The sequence below is a fragment of the Streptomyces sp. NPDC051563 genome, assembly GCF_044454225.1.
Classification (GTDB): Bacteria; Actinomycetota; Actinomycetes; order Streptomycetales; family Streptomycetaceae; genus Streptomyces.
On the sequence record NZ_JBITDL010000002.1, the window covers coordinates 43,516 to 58,967 of the forward strand.

Below are 15,452 nucleotides of genomic sequence, written 5' to 3' on the forward strand. Positions count from 1 at the left end.
CCCCGCCCGCCCCGCCCTCATGCTGCGGCTGAGGGCTGAAACCGCAGGTCAGGGCGATTGTCAGTGGGGGATGTCACTCTGTGTGCATGGATGAGACCGAGCAGTTGCTGAAGCAAGTCGCCGGCCGTGCACACAGCACCCACCGGGGGCGGTGGGCGGCCACCGGGACCCCGACCGCGCCCCTTCCGGCGCCCCTGCCCGCCGCGGAACTGCACCGGGCCGAGGCCGCCCTGGGCTTCGCCCTGCCGCCCCTCCTCGCGGCCCTCCACACCCGGGTCGCGGACGGCGGCTTCGGCCCCGAGTACGGCCTGCTGCCCCTGGAGCGCGCCGTCGCCGAATACACCGCGATGCGCGCGTCGGCCTGGCGCTGGCCCGAGGGCGTCCTGCCCATAGCCGACTTCGGCTGCGACCTGCGCGCCTGCGTGGACTGCCGCTCGGAAACCGCCCAAGTCCTGCTGTTCGAACCGAACTCGGGCGAGCCCGGCCTCGCCTGGTTCCTCGACTCGCCCTCCCTCGCCGACTGGCTGCGAGGCTGGCTCGACGGCAGCGCCTGGTTCAGCGAGGAATCGGGTGCGGGGGAGGAGTGGGACCTGGAGTTGACCCCCTGGGCGGACTTCAGAACCCGGGCGTGAACCGTCGGCGCACACCGTAGAGCAGGGCGCCCAGCGCCAGCAGCGAGGCCCCCGTCACCGTCGACGCCGCGGGCAGCGCACAGGCCAGCACCACGCAGCCGGACAGCCCCACCGCTGCCACGGCCCGGTCCTTGACACCTGAATCGAGAGTCCACGCGGAGGCGTTCGCGATCGCGTAATAGGCGAGCACGCCGAAGGAGGAGAAACCGATCGCGCCCCGCAGATCGGTGGTGGCCGCGAGCACCGCCACCACGGCGCCCACCGCCAGCTCGGCGTGGTGCGGCACCTGATGCCGGGGATGTACGGCGGCCAGCGCGCGCGGCAGATGGCCGTCCCGCGCCATCGCCAGGGTGGTCCGCGACACCCCGAGTACGAGCGCCAGCAGCGAGCCCAGCGCCGCCAGGGCCGCACCCACCCGGACGACGGGAGTCAGTCCGGGCCACCCGGCCGCGCGCACGGCGTCGGCCAGCGGGGCCGCCGACCGCCCCAGACCGTCGGCGCCGAGCACCGACAGCGCCGCCACCGAGACCGCGGCGTACACGAGCAGGGCGATCCCCAGGGCGAGGGGCACCGCCCGCGGGATCGTGCGCTCCGGGTCACGCACCTCCTCGCCCAGCGTGGTGATCCGGGCGTACCCCGCGAAGGCGAAGAACAGCAGCCCGGCGCCCTGGAGCAGCCCGGCCGCGGCCCAGTCCGGGCCGCCGAGCCGCCCGGCGCCGGCCGCGCCGGAGGACAGGCACGCCACCACGACCCCGGCCAGGACGGCCAGGACCACCGCCACGATCACCCGGGCGATCCGGGCGGACTTCTGCACGCCTCCGTAGCTCGCGGCGGTCAGTGCCACCACCGCCGCCACGGCCACCGCGTGCTGCTGCCCGGGCCACACGTAGGCCCCGACCGTGAGGGCCATCGCCGCGCAGGAGGCCGTCTTGCCGACGACGAAGCCCCAGCCGGCCAGATAGCCCCAGAAGGGCCCGAGCCGTTCGCGCCCGTACACGTAGGTGCCCCCCGAGGAGGGATGCCGGGCGGCCAGCCGGGCCGAGGAGTGCGCGTTGCAGTACGCCACCAGGCCCGCGAGCGCGAGGGCCGCCAGGAGCGCCCCGCCGGCCGCGCGCGCCGCCGGGGCCAGCGCGGCGAAGATGCCGGCGCCGATCATCGCGCCGAGCCCGACGAGGACCGCGTCGAAGACGCCCAGGGTGCGCTTCAACTCGTTGTGCAGGGGGTTCGCGGCAGTCACGGGCGGAGGGTAGCCGGGTTAGGGGGTGTCTTGTCGATCGGGCCGGATCAGGGAGCGGGGTCTGGTGCCGTGGATCGCAAGGCGGAGGGGGGAGTCGACGCGAATGGGGTCTCCCCTGCTCGAGCGGAGCCGAGAGCTTGGGGAAGTCGGCGAGTGACGACAACGCGGCGAGGCGCGGTGCCAGGCCTCGCGAGCCCGGCCTGATCGACAAGACACCCCCTAGATGACGCCCTCCTTGCCGGGGACCCGCGTGCGGCTGCGCTCCCAGCCGTCCAGCGCGGTCAGGCAGGCGTGGTCGAGATGGCGCAGCCCGCCCAGGTCGAGGCGGACCACACCGCCGCGGGGCAGCGCGTCCAGCTCGTCGAGCAGTTTGGGCAGCCGCAGGAAGCTGGCATTGCCCAGGATCCGCACACGCAGTTCGTCGCCCTCCCAGACCGGCTCGATGTGCACGTGGGAGGTCTCCCAGGCCGCCTTGGCGACGGCGAGCCCCAGCCCGGCGAGAACGCCCTCGAAGAGGTTCGTCGCCACGATCGCCGCGGCCGTCGCCATCAGGACGACCGCCTCGCCCCGGTGCGACCGCCACAGGGCGGCCACCGCCCGCACCGGCAGCAGCTTCCACCCGGCGTGCAGCAGCACCCCGGCCAGCGCGGCGAGCGGGACGGACTCCAGCAGCCCCGGGACCGCCACGGCGAACAGCAGCAGCCAGCCGCCGTGCAGGATCCGGGAGGCCCGGGTGCGGGCGCCCGCCTCGACGTTGGCGGCGCTGCGGACGATGACGGCGGTCATCGGCAGGGCCCCGATCAGCCCGCAGAGGGTGTTCCCGACGCCCTGGGCGACGAGTTCGCGGTCGTAGTCGGTCCGGTCCCCGTCGTGCATGCGGTCCACGGCCGCCGCACTGAACAGCGTCTCGGCGGAGGCGATCAGAGCGAGCGCCACCACGGTCCCGGCCGCCCCGACGGAGGCGAGCACCCCGAAGTCGGTCCAGCCGGGCGGGGTCACGGCCGACAGGACGCCCGTGACCCGGACCCGCTCCACGGGCAGCCGCAGCAGCACGGCCACGGCGGTCGCGGCCGCGACCCCGACGAGCGCCCCCGGCACGAGCCGCAGCCGGTCGGGCATCCGCCGCCAGGCCACCAGCACCGCGACGGTCCCGGCCCCGAGCGCCACGGCGGTCCAGTCCGCGCGCCAGCCGAGGGCCAGCACCCCGGCCAGCTTCTCCAGGGTCCGTGCCGGGGCCTGCGCACCGGCCACGGCGTACAGCTGACCGGCGATCAGCACGAGCCCGATCCCGGCCAGCATCCCGTGGACGACGGCCACGGAGATCGCCCGGAACCACCGCCCGAGCCGCAGCACGCCCATGCCCAGCTGCACCAGGCCCGCGGCCAGGACGAGTACGCCGAGCGCGGGCAGCCCGTACGTCCGCACGGCCTCGTAGACGAGCACGGTCAGCCCGGCGGCCGGGCCGCTCACCTGGAGGGAGCTGCCCCGGAACCAGCCGGTGACCAGCCCGCCCACCACCCCGGTGAGGATCCCGAGTTCGGCCGGCACCCCCGAGGCGACGGCCACGCCGACGCAGAGCGGTAGCGCGACCAGGGCGACCACCACGGACGCCCCGAAATCTTCACGAAACGTGCCGGCCCCAGGCATGCGGGAACCCCCTGTCGAGGCGGTGACGGACACCCCTCACCCTGGTGGGCGCACTACCGCCCGGCCCAGTGCACACGGAGGGCGGCACGGGCGCGTACGCCGCGCACGCCCGGCACACACCCACCGAGCGCCGGTCCCGCGCCATCACGCCCGCGGCCCGTGCCCACCCGTCGCTGCCCCCCCGCAACGACCGCGGCCCGGCGGTCCTCGAAGGACCGCCGGGCCGGCGTGCGGGCTGAACCGGGCCGAAGCCGGTGATCAGCGGTAGTTCACGAACTGGATCGCGAAGTCCAGGTCCTTGCCCTTGAGGAGGGCCTGGACTTCCTGGAGGTCGTCGCGGCTCTTGGAGCTGACGCGCAGCTCCTCGCCCTGGACCTGGGCCTTGACGCCCTTGGGGCCCTCGTCACGGATGATCTTCGCGACCTTCTTGGCGTTCTCCTGGGAGATGCCCTCTTCGATCGTGGCGAAGATCTTGTACTCCTTGCCGGACAGCTGCGGCTCACCGGCGTCGAGCGCCTTGAGGGAGATCCCGCGCTTGACCAGCTTGGTCTCGAAGACGTCCAGGACGGCCTTGACGCGCTCCTCGGAGTTCGCCTCCATCAGGATCTTCTCGCCGGACCAGGCGATCGTGGCGCCGGTGCCCTTGAAGTCGTAGCGCTGCGAGAGCTCCTTGGCGGACTGGTTGAGGGCGTTGTCGACCTCCTGCCGCTCGACCTTCGAGACGATGTCGAAACTGGAGTCGGCCATGTGCTGTGGCTCCTTGAAGTCGGTAGTGACGGCCCCGAAGGGCACGGCCGGACATCCCCGGACCGCTCCGCAAAGCCTAGCCACCGCGCCCACGTGCGGTGCTGATCAATCCGGTGGCGAAGCACCCCCGGTCATCGGGTATCGTTTACGTCGTTGCCACGGAGCGCCGCCGCAAGGCGGAAAGATGGCAGCGATCATGGCGGTGTGCCCGAGTGGCCAAAGGGAGCAGACTGTAAATCTGCCGGCTCAGCCTACCCAGGTTCGAACCCTGGCGCCGCCACGCGAGTGAAACCCTCGCTCATCGCAGAGATGCGATGAGCGGGGGTTTTCTCGTACACCCGGAACCGGAACGCCCCACGGAAAACCACCAGGCGGGCGAAGCCGCGTCGCGACGTTCGACGCGCGGGCGCGGTGGGCCATCGGGCGGATCGGGCGTACCGATGCGGGGATCCGGTCGTTCATCCGACGTGAAATGGACTTCTGACGCGCGCGGCAAGGTCGGCGGCGGGGTGCTCATCGCCCTGCTCGGGGCGGGGATCCCGGCTCTGGTCGGAGCGGCGCTGAACGGCGACGTGGGGGATCCCTACCAGGAGACCCGGCTCTACTTCGGCACCGAGCGGCCGGACGGCCGTCCGCCGGTCGGGGAGCGGGAGTTCATGGGGTTCCTCGAGCGGGAGATCACCCCCGCCTTCCCCGAGGGGCTGACCCTCCACGACGGCCGCGGCCAGTGGCGGCGGGACGGGAAGATCATCCGCGAGGCCTCGTACGAGCTCGTGCTGCTGTACCCGGAGAAGGAGGCCGACGAGCGCGGCGCCCGCATCGAGCGGATCCGGGACGCGTACGAGCGGCGGTTCCAGCAGGATTCGGTCGGCCGGTCCGACGACCGCCTGACGGCGGACTTCTGACAGCCGCTCTCCCGGCCGCCGCCCCCGCTCGCCCGGTGACGACCGGAGGCGCCGGCCGCGCGGGCGCCGGCCCCGCCGCTAGTTGCCCGCCACGTCCTTGACCGCCACCGGGACCGGGGTCGAGCCCTCGATCAGTTCCAGCGTGAGGCCCGCCGTCGCGGGCGTCTCGATCAGCTCGGCGAGGACCGCCGCCACGTCGTCCCGGGCGACCGGCCCGCGGCCCGTCTGCACCTCAAGACGGACCAGACCCGTACCCGCGTCGTCGGTCAGCGAGCCCGGGCGCAGGATCGTCCACTCCAGCCCCAGACGGGTGCGGACGTGCTCGTCGGCCTCGCCCTTGGCGCGGAGATAGGCGTCGAAGATCTCGTCGCCCTCACGGCGGGTGTCCGCGCCCATCGAGGAGACCATCAGGAAACGGCGCACCCGGGCCCGTTCGGCGGCGTCCGCGAACAGCACCGCCGCACCCCGGTCCACGGTGTCCTTGCGCCCGGCCCCGCTGCCGGGACCCGCGCCCGCCGCGAACACCGCGGCGTCCGCACCCTGCAGGATGCCCGCCACGTGCTCGACCGACGCCGATTCCAGGTCGCACAGCACCGGTTCGGCGCCCGCCTCCCTGAGGTCGTCGCCCTGTGCCGGATCGCGGATGATGCCCGCGACCTCGTACCCGCGCGCGGCGAGCAGGCGCTCCAGCCGCAGCGCGATCTGACCGTGTCCACCCGCGATGACGATGCGCATGCCACGACCGTACGACGAGCCGGGCGCCCGCGCCCGGGAACGAGCGGTGAACGATCAGGGACCGGGCTCCATACGGCCCTGGCGGGGCAGGTCCAGGGCCACCGCCACGGCCGAGTCGCAGTACTCCCGTACGGCACTCGTCCGGGCTACCACCCGCCCCCGGTGGATCACGATCCGGCTGTACGCGAGGGACAGCACGCTCGCGATCCGGTCCCCGCGCACGGCGAGCAGCTCCGCCGGGAACCCGGCCTCGACCCGCACCTCCGGCAGGCCCATCGCCTCGCGGGCGGCGCCGGCGACCGAGTGGTAGGCCTCGGTGGCACGGAGCCCGCCCTGGGAGGCCAGGAGGTACGCGGCTTCGAGCGGGTCTCCGCGCCCGACGGGGTTGCCCGCGTCGCGCAGGGCCCCGCTGCCCGCCGCGACGTGCACCCCGGCGGCGCGCAGCAGCCGTACGGGGGCGGTGCGCAGGCCCCGGCGTTCCAGGGCCGCGCAGTCGCCCTGGGGGAGGCAGGTCACCCGTACGCCTGCGGCCGCCAGCCGGTCGGCGGCCCGGGTGGCCACGTCCAGCGGGAGCCGGGACAGGCCGCCGCAGGGCCCGATGGAGACCCCGGGGTGGAGCCCTCCGGCCATGGCGGCGAGCCGGGACAGGCGGGCCGGGTCGTCGCCGTCGGTGTGCAGGTCGACGGGGCAGCCGTGCTCGGAGGCGAGTTCCAGTACGGCTTCGAGGAAGCCGGCGGGGTCGGGGTCGAGGTCGGGGCAGCCGCCGATGACGGACGCGCCCATCTTCACGGCGTCCCGCAGCATGGCGAGTCCGTCGGCCCCGGCCACCCCGGTCAGCAGGCGGGGAACGGCGACGGCCGTGAGGTCGGTGAGGCCGCGCAGGGAGCGGCGGGCCTGGAGCACGGCCTCCAGGGGGCCCAGGCCGTGTACGTCGCCGATGCGCACGTGGGACCGGACGGCGGTGGCACCGTGCCCGAGCTGCAGCAGGGCCGCCTCGGTGGAGCGGCGCTGGACCTCGTCGGGGGAGTAGGAGACGGGCCCTTCGTTGTCCGCGGTCAGGGCGGTGTCCCCGTGGGAGTGGGGCTCGGCGGGCGCGGGGAGCAGCAGGTAGCCGGTGAGGTCGACGCGGGCGCCCGTGGCGGCGGGCAGGCTGCCGGCCGTACCGACGGCCTGGATCCGGCCGCCGCCGAGGCGGACGTCGACGGTGCGGCCGTCGGTGAGGCGGGCACCGGCGAGGAGCAGGGTGGCGGACTCCGGGCCGGCCGGGCCAGGGCCCCCCGTGCCAGTGCCCTCGGGGCCGTGCCCCTGTCCTTGTCCCGGGTGTCCTTGTCCCGGGCCCTGCTCCCGGCCGCTGCCGGGGCGGTTGCGGGGGGAGTGGGACGGCTGCTGCGGCGGGCTGTCGGACATCGCGCTCCTGCGGTGGCTCGGGCGGTCCCTGGGACCGTGGCCGCGGCCCGCGGCCCAAGATCACGCAGCGTGCTCAGAGCCTAGGGGCCAGGGCTCTCCGCTTCGCGGAGGAGGGCAATAGTCGTACCGGTGCGTCTGGGTGCACCGCACTCGCGAGGACACCCCTCGGGGACGCGGGCGGGTTCGGCCCGGGGGCCGGGTTTCGGCCCTGCCGAAGGGCCGCCTCCGACCCCAACCTGGGCCGAGCCCCGGGCCCGCCCGGGCTTGCCTCGGCTCCGCCGGGCTTCGCCTCGGCCCCGCCTGGGCCTGCCTCCGGCCTCGGCCCCGCCTGGGCCTGCCTCCGGCTCCGGCCTCGGCCCCGCCTGGGCCTGCCTCGGGCTCCGGCCTCGGGCTCCGGCCTCGGCTCCGGCCTCGGCTCCGCCGGGCTCCGCCGGGCTCCGCCGGGCTCCGCCGGGCTCCGCCGGGCTCCGCCGGGCTCCGCCTCGCGCCCGCCTGCCTGTGAGTCCGATCCGATGAGTCCCCGCTCCGGGACACGCCCCGCCCGGAGCCGAGCCCGTCTGGGTGCCCGTCCGGGACAGGTGCCGCCCGCCTCGTCTCCCCGGCTTCGCTCGGTCCGCGGCGTGCATTGGCTTTCCGGGTGGGCCCGTCTGTGTTCCCGGCCCGCGACGCCTTCGGGATCGGACCCGCCTTCGAGGGGCGGGGGCGCTCGGCCGGGAGCCGGGATTCGGTGGCCCAGGGTGAGGGCGGGTGTGATGCCTGACACCTTTTGGGGAGAAAGGTGGTCCGGAGGAGAGCCGGGGCGGGATTTTCGGGGATCAAGAAAGGTCGTGGTGGGGCTCCGAGGCCAGTCCCCGCAAAGGATTTGGGCGATCGGCGGACGACCGTGTAATGTCTTCCTCGCTCGCCCCAATAGCTCAGTCGGTAGAGCGTCTCCATGGTAAGGAGAAGGTCTGCGGTTCGATTCCGCATTGGGGCTCTGGTGAGAGAGGTTCCCCACCCTCGGGTGGGGAGCGGATCTCATCAAAGCGGCGTAGCTCAGTCGGTAGAGCAAGCGGCTCATAATCGCTGTGTCACCGGTTCAAGTCCGGTCGCCGCTACACACAGTAGCCGATTGCGGGGTCGGTCTCCCGATCGGCTACTCTTTTATGCGTTCATCCGTCCAATTGTCCGTCAAGGAGCACTCACGTGGCTGCCACCGACGTCCGCCCGAAGATCACGCTGGCCTGCGTGGAGTGCAAGGAGCGGAACTACATCACCAAGAAGAACCGGCGTAACAACCCGGACCGTCTTGAGATGAAGAAGCACTGCCCGCGTTGCAACTCGCACACCGCGCACCGCGAGACCCGCTAACAACTGGCGAAGTCTCGTACAACAGGCACAGTCATACCGTCATGAGGTCGTCCCCTTCACAGGGGGCGGCCTTGTGTCGTTTCGACAGATCGTTTCAACAAGGAGGTAGGGAGTCATGGCGCTCGACCAGTCCTTCGTGGGGCGGAGCTACCCGCCCACCGATCCGTACGAGGTCGGCCGGGAGAAGATCCGCGAATTCGCGGTCGCCGTGGGTGATGCCAATCCGGTGTACACGGATCCCGAAGCAGCCAAGGCGTTCGGTCACCAGGACGTGATCGCCCCGCCGACCTTTGTGTTTGCCATCACGTTCGCGGCGGCCAGTCAGGTCGTCGACGACCCGCAGCTGGGTCTGGACTACAGCCGCGTCGTGCACGGCGACCAGAAGTTCGCGTACACCCGTCCCGTGCGGGCCGGGGACCGGCTGACGGTCACCTCGACCATCGAGGCCATCAAGTCGCTCGCGGGCAACGACGTCATCGACATCCGCGGTGAGGTTCACGACGAGTCCGGCGAGCACGTGGTGACCGCCTGGACGAAGCTCGTCTCCCGGGCGCCCGAGCCCGCCGCCGCTCCTGCCGTCGCCGGTTCCGCCCCCGAGGAGGCCTGAGATGGCTGCCAAGATCCAGTACGACGCGGTCGAGGTCGGCACCGAGCTGCCGGCGGCGTCCTTCCCCGTCACGCGGGCCACGCTGGTGCGGTACGCGGGTGCGTCGGGTGACTTCAACCCGATCCACTGGAACGAGAAGTTCGCCACCGAGGTCGGACTGCCCGACGTGATCGCCCACGGCATGTTCACCATGGCCGAGGCGATCCGCGTGGTGACCGACTGGGTCGGCGACCCGGGTGCGGTCGTCGAGTACGGGGTGCGGTTCACGAAGCCGGTCGTCGTTCCGAACGACGGGCAGGGTGCGCTGATCGAGGTCACGGCCAAGGTCGCGGCGAAGCTCGACGACAACCGGGTGCGGGTCGACCTGATCGCCACGAGCGCCGGGCAGAAGGTACTGGGGATGTCGCGCGCGGTGGTTGCCCTCGCGTAGGAGTGCCGGCCCCGTCTTCGGGTGGGGCGCTTTTGATTTTGCGTTGCCAGCCAGGCCCTGAGGCCCGGAGGCCCTGATCTGCGAGGAAACTCGCAGGTCAGGGCCTTTTTGTTGGGTGTTCGGAGAGAGGCCTTGTCAAGTTAGTGATTGAGCACTAACTTTGAAGCATGGCAAGGATGAGTGCGGAAGAGCGGCGCGAGAGCGTCATCCTGGCGGCGATGGGCGAGTTCGCGCGGGGCGGGTACTACGGGACCTCCACCGAGGCGATCGCCAAGCGGGTCGGGGTGTCCCAGCCGTACCTCTTCCGGCTCTTCCCGAACAAGCAGGCCATCTTCCTGGCCGCCGCCGCCCGCTGCATGGAGGACATCCGACGCGTCTTCGAGGAGGCCGCCAAGGACCTCCGGGGCGAGGATGCGGTCCAGGCGATGAGCGTGGCGTACATGAAGCTGATCGCCGAGCAGCCCGACAAGCTGCAGATGCAGCTCCAGACGTACGTGACCGTCGCCGCCGCCGAGGCTGCGGGGGAGCCGGAGTTCGGTGAGATGGTGCGGGCCGCCTGGATGGAGTTGTGGGACACCCTGCACGTACCGCTCGGGGCGGACGTGAACGAGACGACCTCCTTCCTCGCCTACGGAATGCTGATCAACACCCTGTCCGCCATGGGGTTCCCTCCGGGGCACCGGGTCTGGGACGGCTGCTACCCGGGCGTCCGGCCCCAGTAGCGGACGGGCGGGGGGAGAGCGCGGGGCGGGCGGGTGGGTGCGGGGCGGGCGCGCGGGCGTGCCTTTCGGTCTTCTCCGTCCCGCCGTTCGCTCGCCGGCCGCGTCCTGTCGCGCTGTCCCGCTGCCGCGCATCGGCCGGTGCCGGGTGCCGGGTTCAGGTCTGTCCGTTGAAGTTAGTGATCAATAACTAGTTTTGGGGGAAACGTGCAAGACACCAAGCTTCGCGGGCCTGCGGTCTGGGCCCTCGTCATCACCGGGGCCGCCAGCTTCATGGCCGCGCTCGACAACCTCGTCGTCACCACCGCGCTCCCGTCCATCCGCGAGGACCTCGGCGGCAAGCTGGAGGACCTGGAATGGACGGTGAACGCGTACACGCTCACCTTCGCCGTCCTGCTCATGTTCGGCGCGGCCCTCGGTGACCGGTTCGGCCGCCGCCGGCTCTTCATCGCCGGCACGGCCGTGTTCACCGTCGCCTCCGCCGCCGCGGCCCTCTCGCCCGGCATCAACGAGCTCATCGCCGCCCGCGCCGTCCAGGGAATCGGCGCGGCGGTCATGATGCCCCTCTCGCTCACGCTGCTGACCGTCGCCGTCCCCGCCGCCCGGCGCGGAATGGCCCTCGGCATCTACGGAGCCCTCACCGGCCTCGCCGTCGCGAGCGGGCCGCTCATCGGGGGCAGCCTCACCGAGCACATCTCCTGGCAGTGGATCTTCTGGCTGAACGTCCCGGTCGGACTGGCCCTGATGCCGCTCTCCCGGATGAAGCTCGGCGAGTCCACCGCCCCGCAGGCGAAGCTCGACGTCCCCGGCACCGTTCTGATCAGCGGTGGGCTCTTCGGCATCGTCTACGGGCTGGTCAACGCCAACGCGCACGGCTGGACCAGCCTTCCCGTGCTCACTTCGCTGCTCGTAGGGGCCGCGCTCGTGGGCGGCTTCATCCACCACGGCTTCCGCAATGCCAACCCCGTGCTGCCCATGCGCCTCTTCCGGGACCGGGGCTTCTTCGGCATCAACATGGCCAGCCTGCTGATGTTCGTCGGGATGTTCGGCTCGATCTTCCTGCTGAGTCAGTTCCTGCAGGGCGTTCTCGGCTACTCGCCCACCGAAGCCGGGCTGCGCATGCTCCCCTGGACCGCCATGCCCATGATCGCCGCCCCGATCTCGGGGATCCTCTCCGACCGGATCGGCAGCCGTCCCGTCGTGGTCGCCGGACTGGCGCTCCAGGCCGTCGGCCTCGGCTGGTTCGCCGTGATCCTGGGCACCGACGTCTCCTACGCCGCCCAGCTCCCCGCGATGATCATCAGTGGCATCGGGATGGGCCTGTTCTTCGCCCCCGCCTCCAACGCCCTCATGTCCACCGTCGCCCCCGCCGACCAGGGCAAGGCCGCCGGAGCCAACAGCGCCCTGCGCGAAGTCGGCGGAGCCCTCGGCGTCGCCGTCCTCGCCTCCGTCTTCTCCGCCCAGGGCGGCTACCAGTCCGGGCAGTCCTTCACCGACGGCACCGTCCCCGCCCTGTGGATCGGCGGCGCGGCCGTCGCCCTGGCGGCCGTCCTGGCCCTGCTGCTCCCCGGCCGGGCCGCGGAGAAGACCCGGGCCGCGGAGTCCCTGCCGACGGCGGAGCGGGCATCGGACGACCCGCCGGCGGGCGGCCCGGCCGTGGCCTCGGCCGACGGGCGCGCCACCGAGAAAGCGGCCGTCTGAGCGGGTCCCGCTCGCCGGCCGGTGCCTGCGCGGTGGCCGGCGGGGGGAACCGCAGCCGCTGCGCCGCACGCAGTTCCGTAAGACGCACGCAGTTCCGTAAGAACAGAGAGCAACCTAGGGAAGGCCCGTCATGCCCGACATCCCCTGGTCCACGCCCACCCGCCCCGCCCCCGGCTCCGAGGTCTACGTCATGGCCTCCCGATTCGAGACGGAGAGCCTGGGCGGAGCACTGAAGTTCTTCCTGAAGTCGCCCGGCATCGTCCTCCAGACGCGCAAGGCTCCCGGCGCCCACGGGGTCGCCCTGCGGGCCCGGGTCATGCGCCGCACCTTCCTGACCCTGTCCGCCTGGGAGGACCGGAGCGCGCTCTACCGCTTCGCGGGCAGCGAACCGCACCGCTCCAGCTCCCGGGCGGCCGCCGCCTACACGAAGGAGGCCGGGTTCGTCTTCTGGACCGTCCCGGCGAGCGAGCTCCCCATCAGCTGGGCCGAGGCGGAGCGCCGCCTCGCCGAGGCTGAGAAGGAGAAGGAAGCGAGGACGGAAGAGAAGAAGGAAGAGGAGAAGAGAGAGGGACACGGCTGAGGCGGGCCGTTGGCGTCCCCGTACGGCCCTGCGGTACGCATGCGGTCCGTGGCCCCGCCCGCTCGGGGGGACGCGGACCGTACTCTTGTCCACGTGCAGGAACTCCACGACGCCCCCCTCGCCCCGCTGACCACCTTCCGGCTCGGCGGCCCCGCCGCCCGGCTGGTCACCGCGACCACCGACGCCGAGGTCGTCGCCGCCGTCCGCGCCGCGGACGAGAGCGGCACCCCGCTCCTGGTCATCGGCGGCGGCAGCAACCTCGTCATCGGCGACCAGGGCTTCGACGGCACCGCCCTGCGGATCGCGACCACCGGCTTCGCCCTCGACGGGACCGGGCTGGAGCTCGCGGCCGGCGAGAACTGGAGCGAGGCAGTCGCCCGCGTGGTCGACGCCGGGCTCGCGGGCATCGAATGCCTCGCCGGGATCCCCGGCTCGGCCGGCGCCACCCCGATCCAGAACGTCGGGGCGTACGGCCAGGAAGTCTGCGACACGATCACCGAGGTCGTCGCCTACGACCGCACGCGCGGGGAAACGGTCACGCTCCCGGCCGCCGACTGCGCGTTCTCGTACCGCGACAGCCTCTTCAAGCACCAGCCCGACCGGTACGTGGTGCTGCGCGTCCGCTTCGCCCTGGAAGACGCGGGCGGCCTGTCCGCGCCGGTCAAGTACCCCGAGACGGCCCGCGCCCTCGGCGTGCGGGCCGGCGACCGGGTGCCCGCGGCGCAGGCACGCGAGACCGTCCTGCGGCTGCGCGCCGGCAAGGGCATGGTCCTCGACCCCGCCGACCACGACACCTGGTCGGCCGGCTCCTTCTTCCACAACCCGATCCTCGGCGACCAGGCCTACGCAGCCTTCCTCGCCCGCGCCCAGGAGCGGCTCGGCCCCGAGACCGCCCCGCCCGCGTACCCGGCCGGGGACGGCCGTACGAAGACCAGCGCGGCCTGGCTGATCGACAAGGCCGGCTTCACCAAGGGCTACGGCGACGGCCCCGCCCGCATCTCCACCAAGCACACCCTCGCCCTCACCAACCGGGGCGAGGCCACCACCGAAGACCTCCTCGCCCTGGCCCGCGAGGTGGTCGCGGGCGTCCACGCGGCCTTCGGCGTCACCCTGGTCAACGAACCGGTGACGGTCGGCGTCAGCATCTGAGGAGCCCCGGCCCGCCCATGCTCTGTCCCCTGCACGGGGCCGGTACGGACCCCACCCGGCTGGTGGGACGCACGATCAGAAGGGTCGTCGCGTCCTGGCACATCAGCGACGGCGAACGCTCCGAGGCGCCCCTCGACGTCTGGCTCCTCGACAGCGACGGGGAGTCCACCCGGATCACCACCGGATCCGACGCCTGCCTGATCGTGGAATCCGAGGCGCCGCACGAGGCCTACGACATGGGGGAGTGGGGCCGCATCGAGGTCGGCGAGGACCTCGGAGACCACCCCTTCCTGCGCCACCTCGGCGACACCGTGGAATCGGTCGCCGAGTTCGCCCTGCCCGCGCAGGGGCGCACCCACCTGGAGATCGGCTTCCCGGACGGCGCCCGGGTGCGCGCCGACTGCCACGAGGGCGACCTGCGGCTCACGCGCTGAGGCGGGCCGCCCCCTACGAGGCGATCCAGTGGTCGATCCCGGCCAGCAGCTTGTCCTGCACCTCGGGGGGCGCCGCGCTGCCGCGCACCGACTGACGGGCCAGCTCGGCGAGCTCCGCGTCCGTGAAGGCGTGGTGCCGGCGGGCGATCTCGTACTGGGCTGCGAGCCGGGACCCGAAGAGCAGCGGATCGTCCGCACCCAGGGCCATCGGGACCCCGGCCTCGAAGAGGGTGCGCAGCGGGACGTCCTCGTGGCGTTCGTAGACCCCGAGGGCGACGTTGGACGCCGGGCAGACCTCGCAGGTGATCTGGCGGTCGGCGAGCCGTTTGAGCAGGCGGGGGTCCTCGGCGGCCCGTACGCCGTGCCCGATGCGGGCGGCGTGCAGATCGTCGAGGCAGTCGCGGACGGAGGACGGGCCGGTGAGCTCGCCGCCGTGCGGGGCCGCGAGGAGGCCGCCCTCGCGGGCGATGGCGAAGGCCCGGTCGAAGTCGCGGGCCATGCCGCGGCGTTCGTCGTTGGACAGGCCGAAACCGACGATGCCGCGGTCGGCGTAGCGGACGGCGAGGCGGGCCAGGGTGCGGGCGTCGAGGGGGTGCTTCATGCGGTTGGCCGCGATGACGACCCGCATGCCGAGGCCGGTCTCGCGGGAGGCGGCGTCCACGGCGTCGAGGATGATCTCGACGGCCGGGATCATCCCGCCGAGGAGGGGGGCGTAGGAGGTGGGATCCACCTGGATCTCCAGCCACCCGCTGCCGTCGCGGACGTCCTCCTCCGCGGCCTCGCGGACCAGGCGGCGGATGTCGTCGGGTTCGCGCAGGCAGGAGCGGGCGGCGTCGTAGAGCCGCTGGAAGCGGAACCAGCCGCGTTCGTCCGTGGCGCGCAGCTTCGGTGGCTCGCCGGAGGTGAGGGCGTCCGGGAGGCGGACGCCGTACTTGTCGGCGAGCTCCAGCAGGGTCGACGGGCGCATCGAGCCGGTGAAGTGCAGGTGGAGGTGGGCTTTCGGCAGAAGCGTGAGATCGCGTACGTGCTCCATTTGTTGATCCTGCCGCACTTTCACCCCGGGCTGCAGCCCGATTCCCTGAACGGGGGCTTGCCCGAACGTAAATCCTGGGGTCGGGGGCGCCGGGGTGCCGCTGCGCGGGGCTCGTCCCCTCCCCGCCCTTCGCCCGTTC

The 15,452-nt window shown here is 72.8% G+C and carries 16 protein-coding genes and 3 tRNA genes; 13 read left to right on the forward strand and 6 right to left on the reverse strand.

Going from position 1 to position 15,452, the window contains the following annotated elements:
• The first annotated feature begins 86 nt into the window (after positions 1-86).
• Positions 87-632: an SMI1/KNR4 family protein gene (locus ACIA8F_RS02350; protein WP_399376293.1), complete on the forward strand. Its 546-nt coding sequence runs from the start codon at positions 87-89 to the stop codon at positions 630-632.
• On the opposite strand, the gene ACIA8F_RS02355 is transcribed toward ACIA8F_RS02350, so the two are convergent.
• The 3 genes from ACIA8F_RS02355 to ACIA8F_RS02365 form a co-directional block, all read right to left on the reverse strand.
• The gene (locus ACIA8F_RS02355) at positions 616-1,869 is read right to left on the reverse strand and encodes an APC family permease (protein ID WP_399376294.1); all 1,254 of its coding nucleotides are present in this window, start codon (positions 1,867-1,869) and stop codon (positions 616-618) included. The genes ACIA8F_RS02350 and ACIA8F_RS02355 overlap by 17 nt on opposite strands.
• Positions 1,870-2,088: 219 nt before the next feature.
• Positions 2,089-3,516: a SulP family inorganic anion transporter gene (locus tag ACIA8F_RS02360; protein WP_399376295.1), complete on the reverse strand. Its 1,428-nt coding sequence runs from the start codon at positions 3,514-3,516 to the stop codon at positions 2,089-2,091.
• A gap of 258 nt (positions 3,517-3,774) precedes the next feature.
• On the reverse strand, positions 3,775-4,263 hold the full coding sequence (locus ACIA8F_RS02365) for a YajQ family cyclic di-GMP-binding protein (RefSeq protein ID WP_243333311.1): 489 nt from the start codon (positions 4,261-4,263) through the stop codon (positions 3,775-3,777).
• Positions 4,264-4,461: 198 nt separating this feature from the next.
• On the opposite strand from ACIA8F_RS02365, the gene ACIA8F_RS02370 reads away from it, so the two are divergent.
• Positions 4,462-4,543: transfer RNA gene (locus ACIA8F_RS02370), tRNA-Tyr, on the forward strand.
• Positions 4,544-4,730: 187 nt separating this feature from the next.
• Positions 4,731-5,168: a DUF3574 domain-containing protein gene (locus ACIA8F_RS02375; RefSeq protein ID WP_399376296.1), complete on the forward strand. Its 438-nt coding sequence runs from the start codon at positions 4,731-4,733 to the stop codon at positions 5,166-5,168.
• Between the two features lie 78 nt (positions 5,169-5,246).
• Here the strand turns inward: ACIA8F_RS02375 and ACIA8F_RS02380 are convergent, their stop codons facing one another.
• Positions 5,247-5,903 carry an SDR family oxidoreductase gene (locus ACIA8F_RS02380; protein WP_399376297.1) on the reverse strand — a complete coding sequence of 219 codons (657 nt, stop codon included), beginning with the start codon at positions 5,901-5,903 and terminating at the stop codon, positions 5,247-5,249.
• 54 nt (positions 5,904-5,957) lie between these two features.
• A complete protein-coding gene (locus ACIA8F_RS02385) occupies positions 5,958-7,310 on the reverse strand; it encodes an amidohydrolase family protein (RefSeq protein ID WP_399376298.1) in 1,353 nt (450 codons plus the stop codon).
• Positions 7,311-8,213: 903 nt separating this feature from the next.
• Between ACIA8F_RS02385 and ACIA8F_RS02390 the strand changes: the two genes are divergently transcribed.
• The 10 genes from ACIA8F_RS02390 to ACIA8F_RS02435 all read left to right on the forward strand — a co-directional run bounded on the left by ACIA8F_RS02390 (position 8,214) and on the right by ACIA8F_RS02435 (position 14,280).
• Positions 8,214-8,286: transfer RNA gene (locus ACIA8F_RS02390), tRNA-Thr, on the forward strand.
• A 48-nt stretch (positions 8,287-8,334) separates the two neighbouring features.
• Positions 8,335-8,407 (forward strand) — tRNA-Met (locus ACIA8F_RS02395).
• 88 nt (positions 8,408-8,495) lie between these two features.
• The gene (gene rpmG / locus ACIA8F_RS02400; protein ID WP_003956487.1) at positions 8,496-8,660 is read left to right on the forward strand and encodes a 50S ribosomal protein L33; all 165 of its coding nucleotides are present in this window, start codon (positions 8,496-8,498) and stop codon (positions 8,658-8,660) included.
• Positions 8,661-8,775: 115 nt separating this feature from the next.
• Complete coding sequence (locus tag ACIA8F_RS02405) at positions 8,776-9,267, forward strand: MaoC family dehydratase N-terminal domain-containing protein (protein WP_399376299.1); 492 nt, start codon at positions 8,776-8,778, stop codon at positions 9,265-9,267.
• 1 nt (position 9,268) lies between these two features.
• Positions 9,269-9,697, forward strand: coding sequence for a MaoC family dehydratase (locus tag ACIA8F_RS02410; RefSeq protein WP_399376300.1), 429 nt, complete (start codon positions 9,269-9,271; stop codon positions 9,695-9,697).
• Between the two features lie 167 nt (positions 9,698-9,864).
• On the forward strand, positions 9,865-10,419 hold the full coding sequence (locus ACIA8F_RS02415; RefSeq protein ID WP_399376301.1) for a TetR/AcrR family transcriptional regulator: 555 nt from the start codon (positions 9,865-9,867) through the stop codon (positions 10,417-10,419).
• Between the two features lie 204 nt (positions 10,420-10,623).
• Positions 10,624-12,117, forward strand: a complete 1,494-nt coding sequence (locus ACIA8F_RS02420; RefSeq protein ID WP_399376303.1) for a DHA2 family efflux MFS transporter permease subunit — start codon at positions 10,624-10,626, stop codon at positions 12,115-12,117.
• A gap of 130 nt (positions 12,118-12,247) precedes the next feature.
• Positions 12,248-12,697, forward strand: coding sequence for a DUF3291 domain-containing protein (locus ACIA8F_RS02425; protein WP_399376304.1), 450 nt, complete (start codon positions 12,248-12,250; stop codon positions 12,695-12,697).
• Positions 12,698-12,790: 93 nt separating this feature from the next.
• Positions 12,791-13,846: a UDP-N-acetylmuramate dehydrogenase gene (locus ACIA8F_RS02430; RefSeq protein ID WP_399376305.1), complete on the forward strand. Its 1,056-nt coding sequence runs from the start codon at positions 12,791-12,793 to the stop codon at positions 13,844-13,846.
• A gap of 17 nt (positions 13,847-13,863) precedes the next feature.
• The gene (locus tag ACIA8F_RS02435) at positions 13,864-14,280 is read left to right on the forward strand and encodes a hypothetical protein (protein WP_399376306.1); all 417 of its coding nucleotides are present in this window, start codon (positions 13,864-13,866) and stop codon (positions 14,278-14,280) included.
• A gap of 13 nt (positions 14,281-14,293) precedes the next feature.
• On the opposite strand, the gene ACIA8F_RS02440 is transcribed toward ACIA8F_RS02435, so the two are convergent.
• Entirely contained in the window at positions 14,294-15,313 is a 1,020-nt protein-coding gene (locus ACIA8F_RS02440) for an adenosine deaminase (RefSeq protein WP_399376308.1), read from the reverse strand.
• Positions 15,314-15,452: the final 139 nt, after the last annotated feature.

Excerpts from the sequence above, each read along its gene's own strand:
- ACIA8F_RS02440 (WP_399376308.1), bottom strand. The coding sequence starts at position 15,313 with ATGGAGCACGTACGCGATCTCACGCTTCTGCCGAAAGCCCACCTCCAC.
- ACIA8F_RS02425 (WP_399376304.1), top strand. The coding sequence starts at position 12,248 with ATGCCCGACATCCCCTGGTCCACGCCCACCCGCCCCGCCCCCGGCTCC.
- ACIA8F_RS02365 (WP_243333311.1), bottom strand. The coding sequence starts at position 4,263 with ATGGCCGACTCCAGTTTCGACATCGTCTCGAAGGTCGAGCGGCAGGAG.
- ACIA8F_RS02360 (WP_399376295.1), bottom strand. The coding sequence starts at position 3,516 with ATGCCTGGGGCCGGCACGTTTCGTGAAGATTTCGGGGCGTCCGTGGTG.
- ACIA8F_RS02415 (WP_399376301.1), top strand. The coding sequence starts at position 9,865 with ATGGCAAGGATGAGTGCGGAAGAGCGGCGCGAGAGCGTCATCCTGGCG.
- ACIA8F_RS02380 (WP_399376297.1), bottom strand. The coding sequence starts at position 5,903 with ATGCGCATCGTCATCGCGGGTGGACACGGTCAGATCGCGCTGCGGCTG.
- ACIA8F_RS02385 (WP_399376298.1), bottom strand. The coding sequence starts at position 7,310 with ATGTCCGACAGCCCGCCGCAGCAGCCGTCCCACTCCCCCCGCAACCGC.
- ACIA8F_RS02405 (WP_399376299.1), top strand. The coding sequence starts at position 8,776 with ATGGCGCTCGACCAGTCCTTCGTGGGGCGGAGCTACCCGCCCACCGAT.
- ACIA8F_RS02410 (WP_399376300.1), top strand. The coding sequence starts at position 9,269 with ATGGCTGCCAAGATCCAGTACGACGCGGTCGAGGTCGGCACCGAGCTG.
- ACIA8F_RS02350 (WP_399376293.1), top strand. The coding sequence starts at position 87 with ATGGATGAGACCGAGCAGTTGCTGAAGCAAGTCGCCGGCCGTGCACAC.
- ACIA8F_RS02435 (WP_399376306.1), top strand. The coding sequence starts at position 13,864 with ATGCTCTGTCCCCTGCACGGGGCCGGTACGGACCCCACCCGGCTGGTG.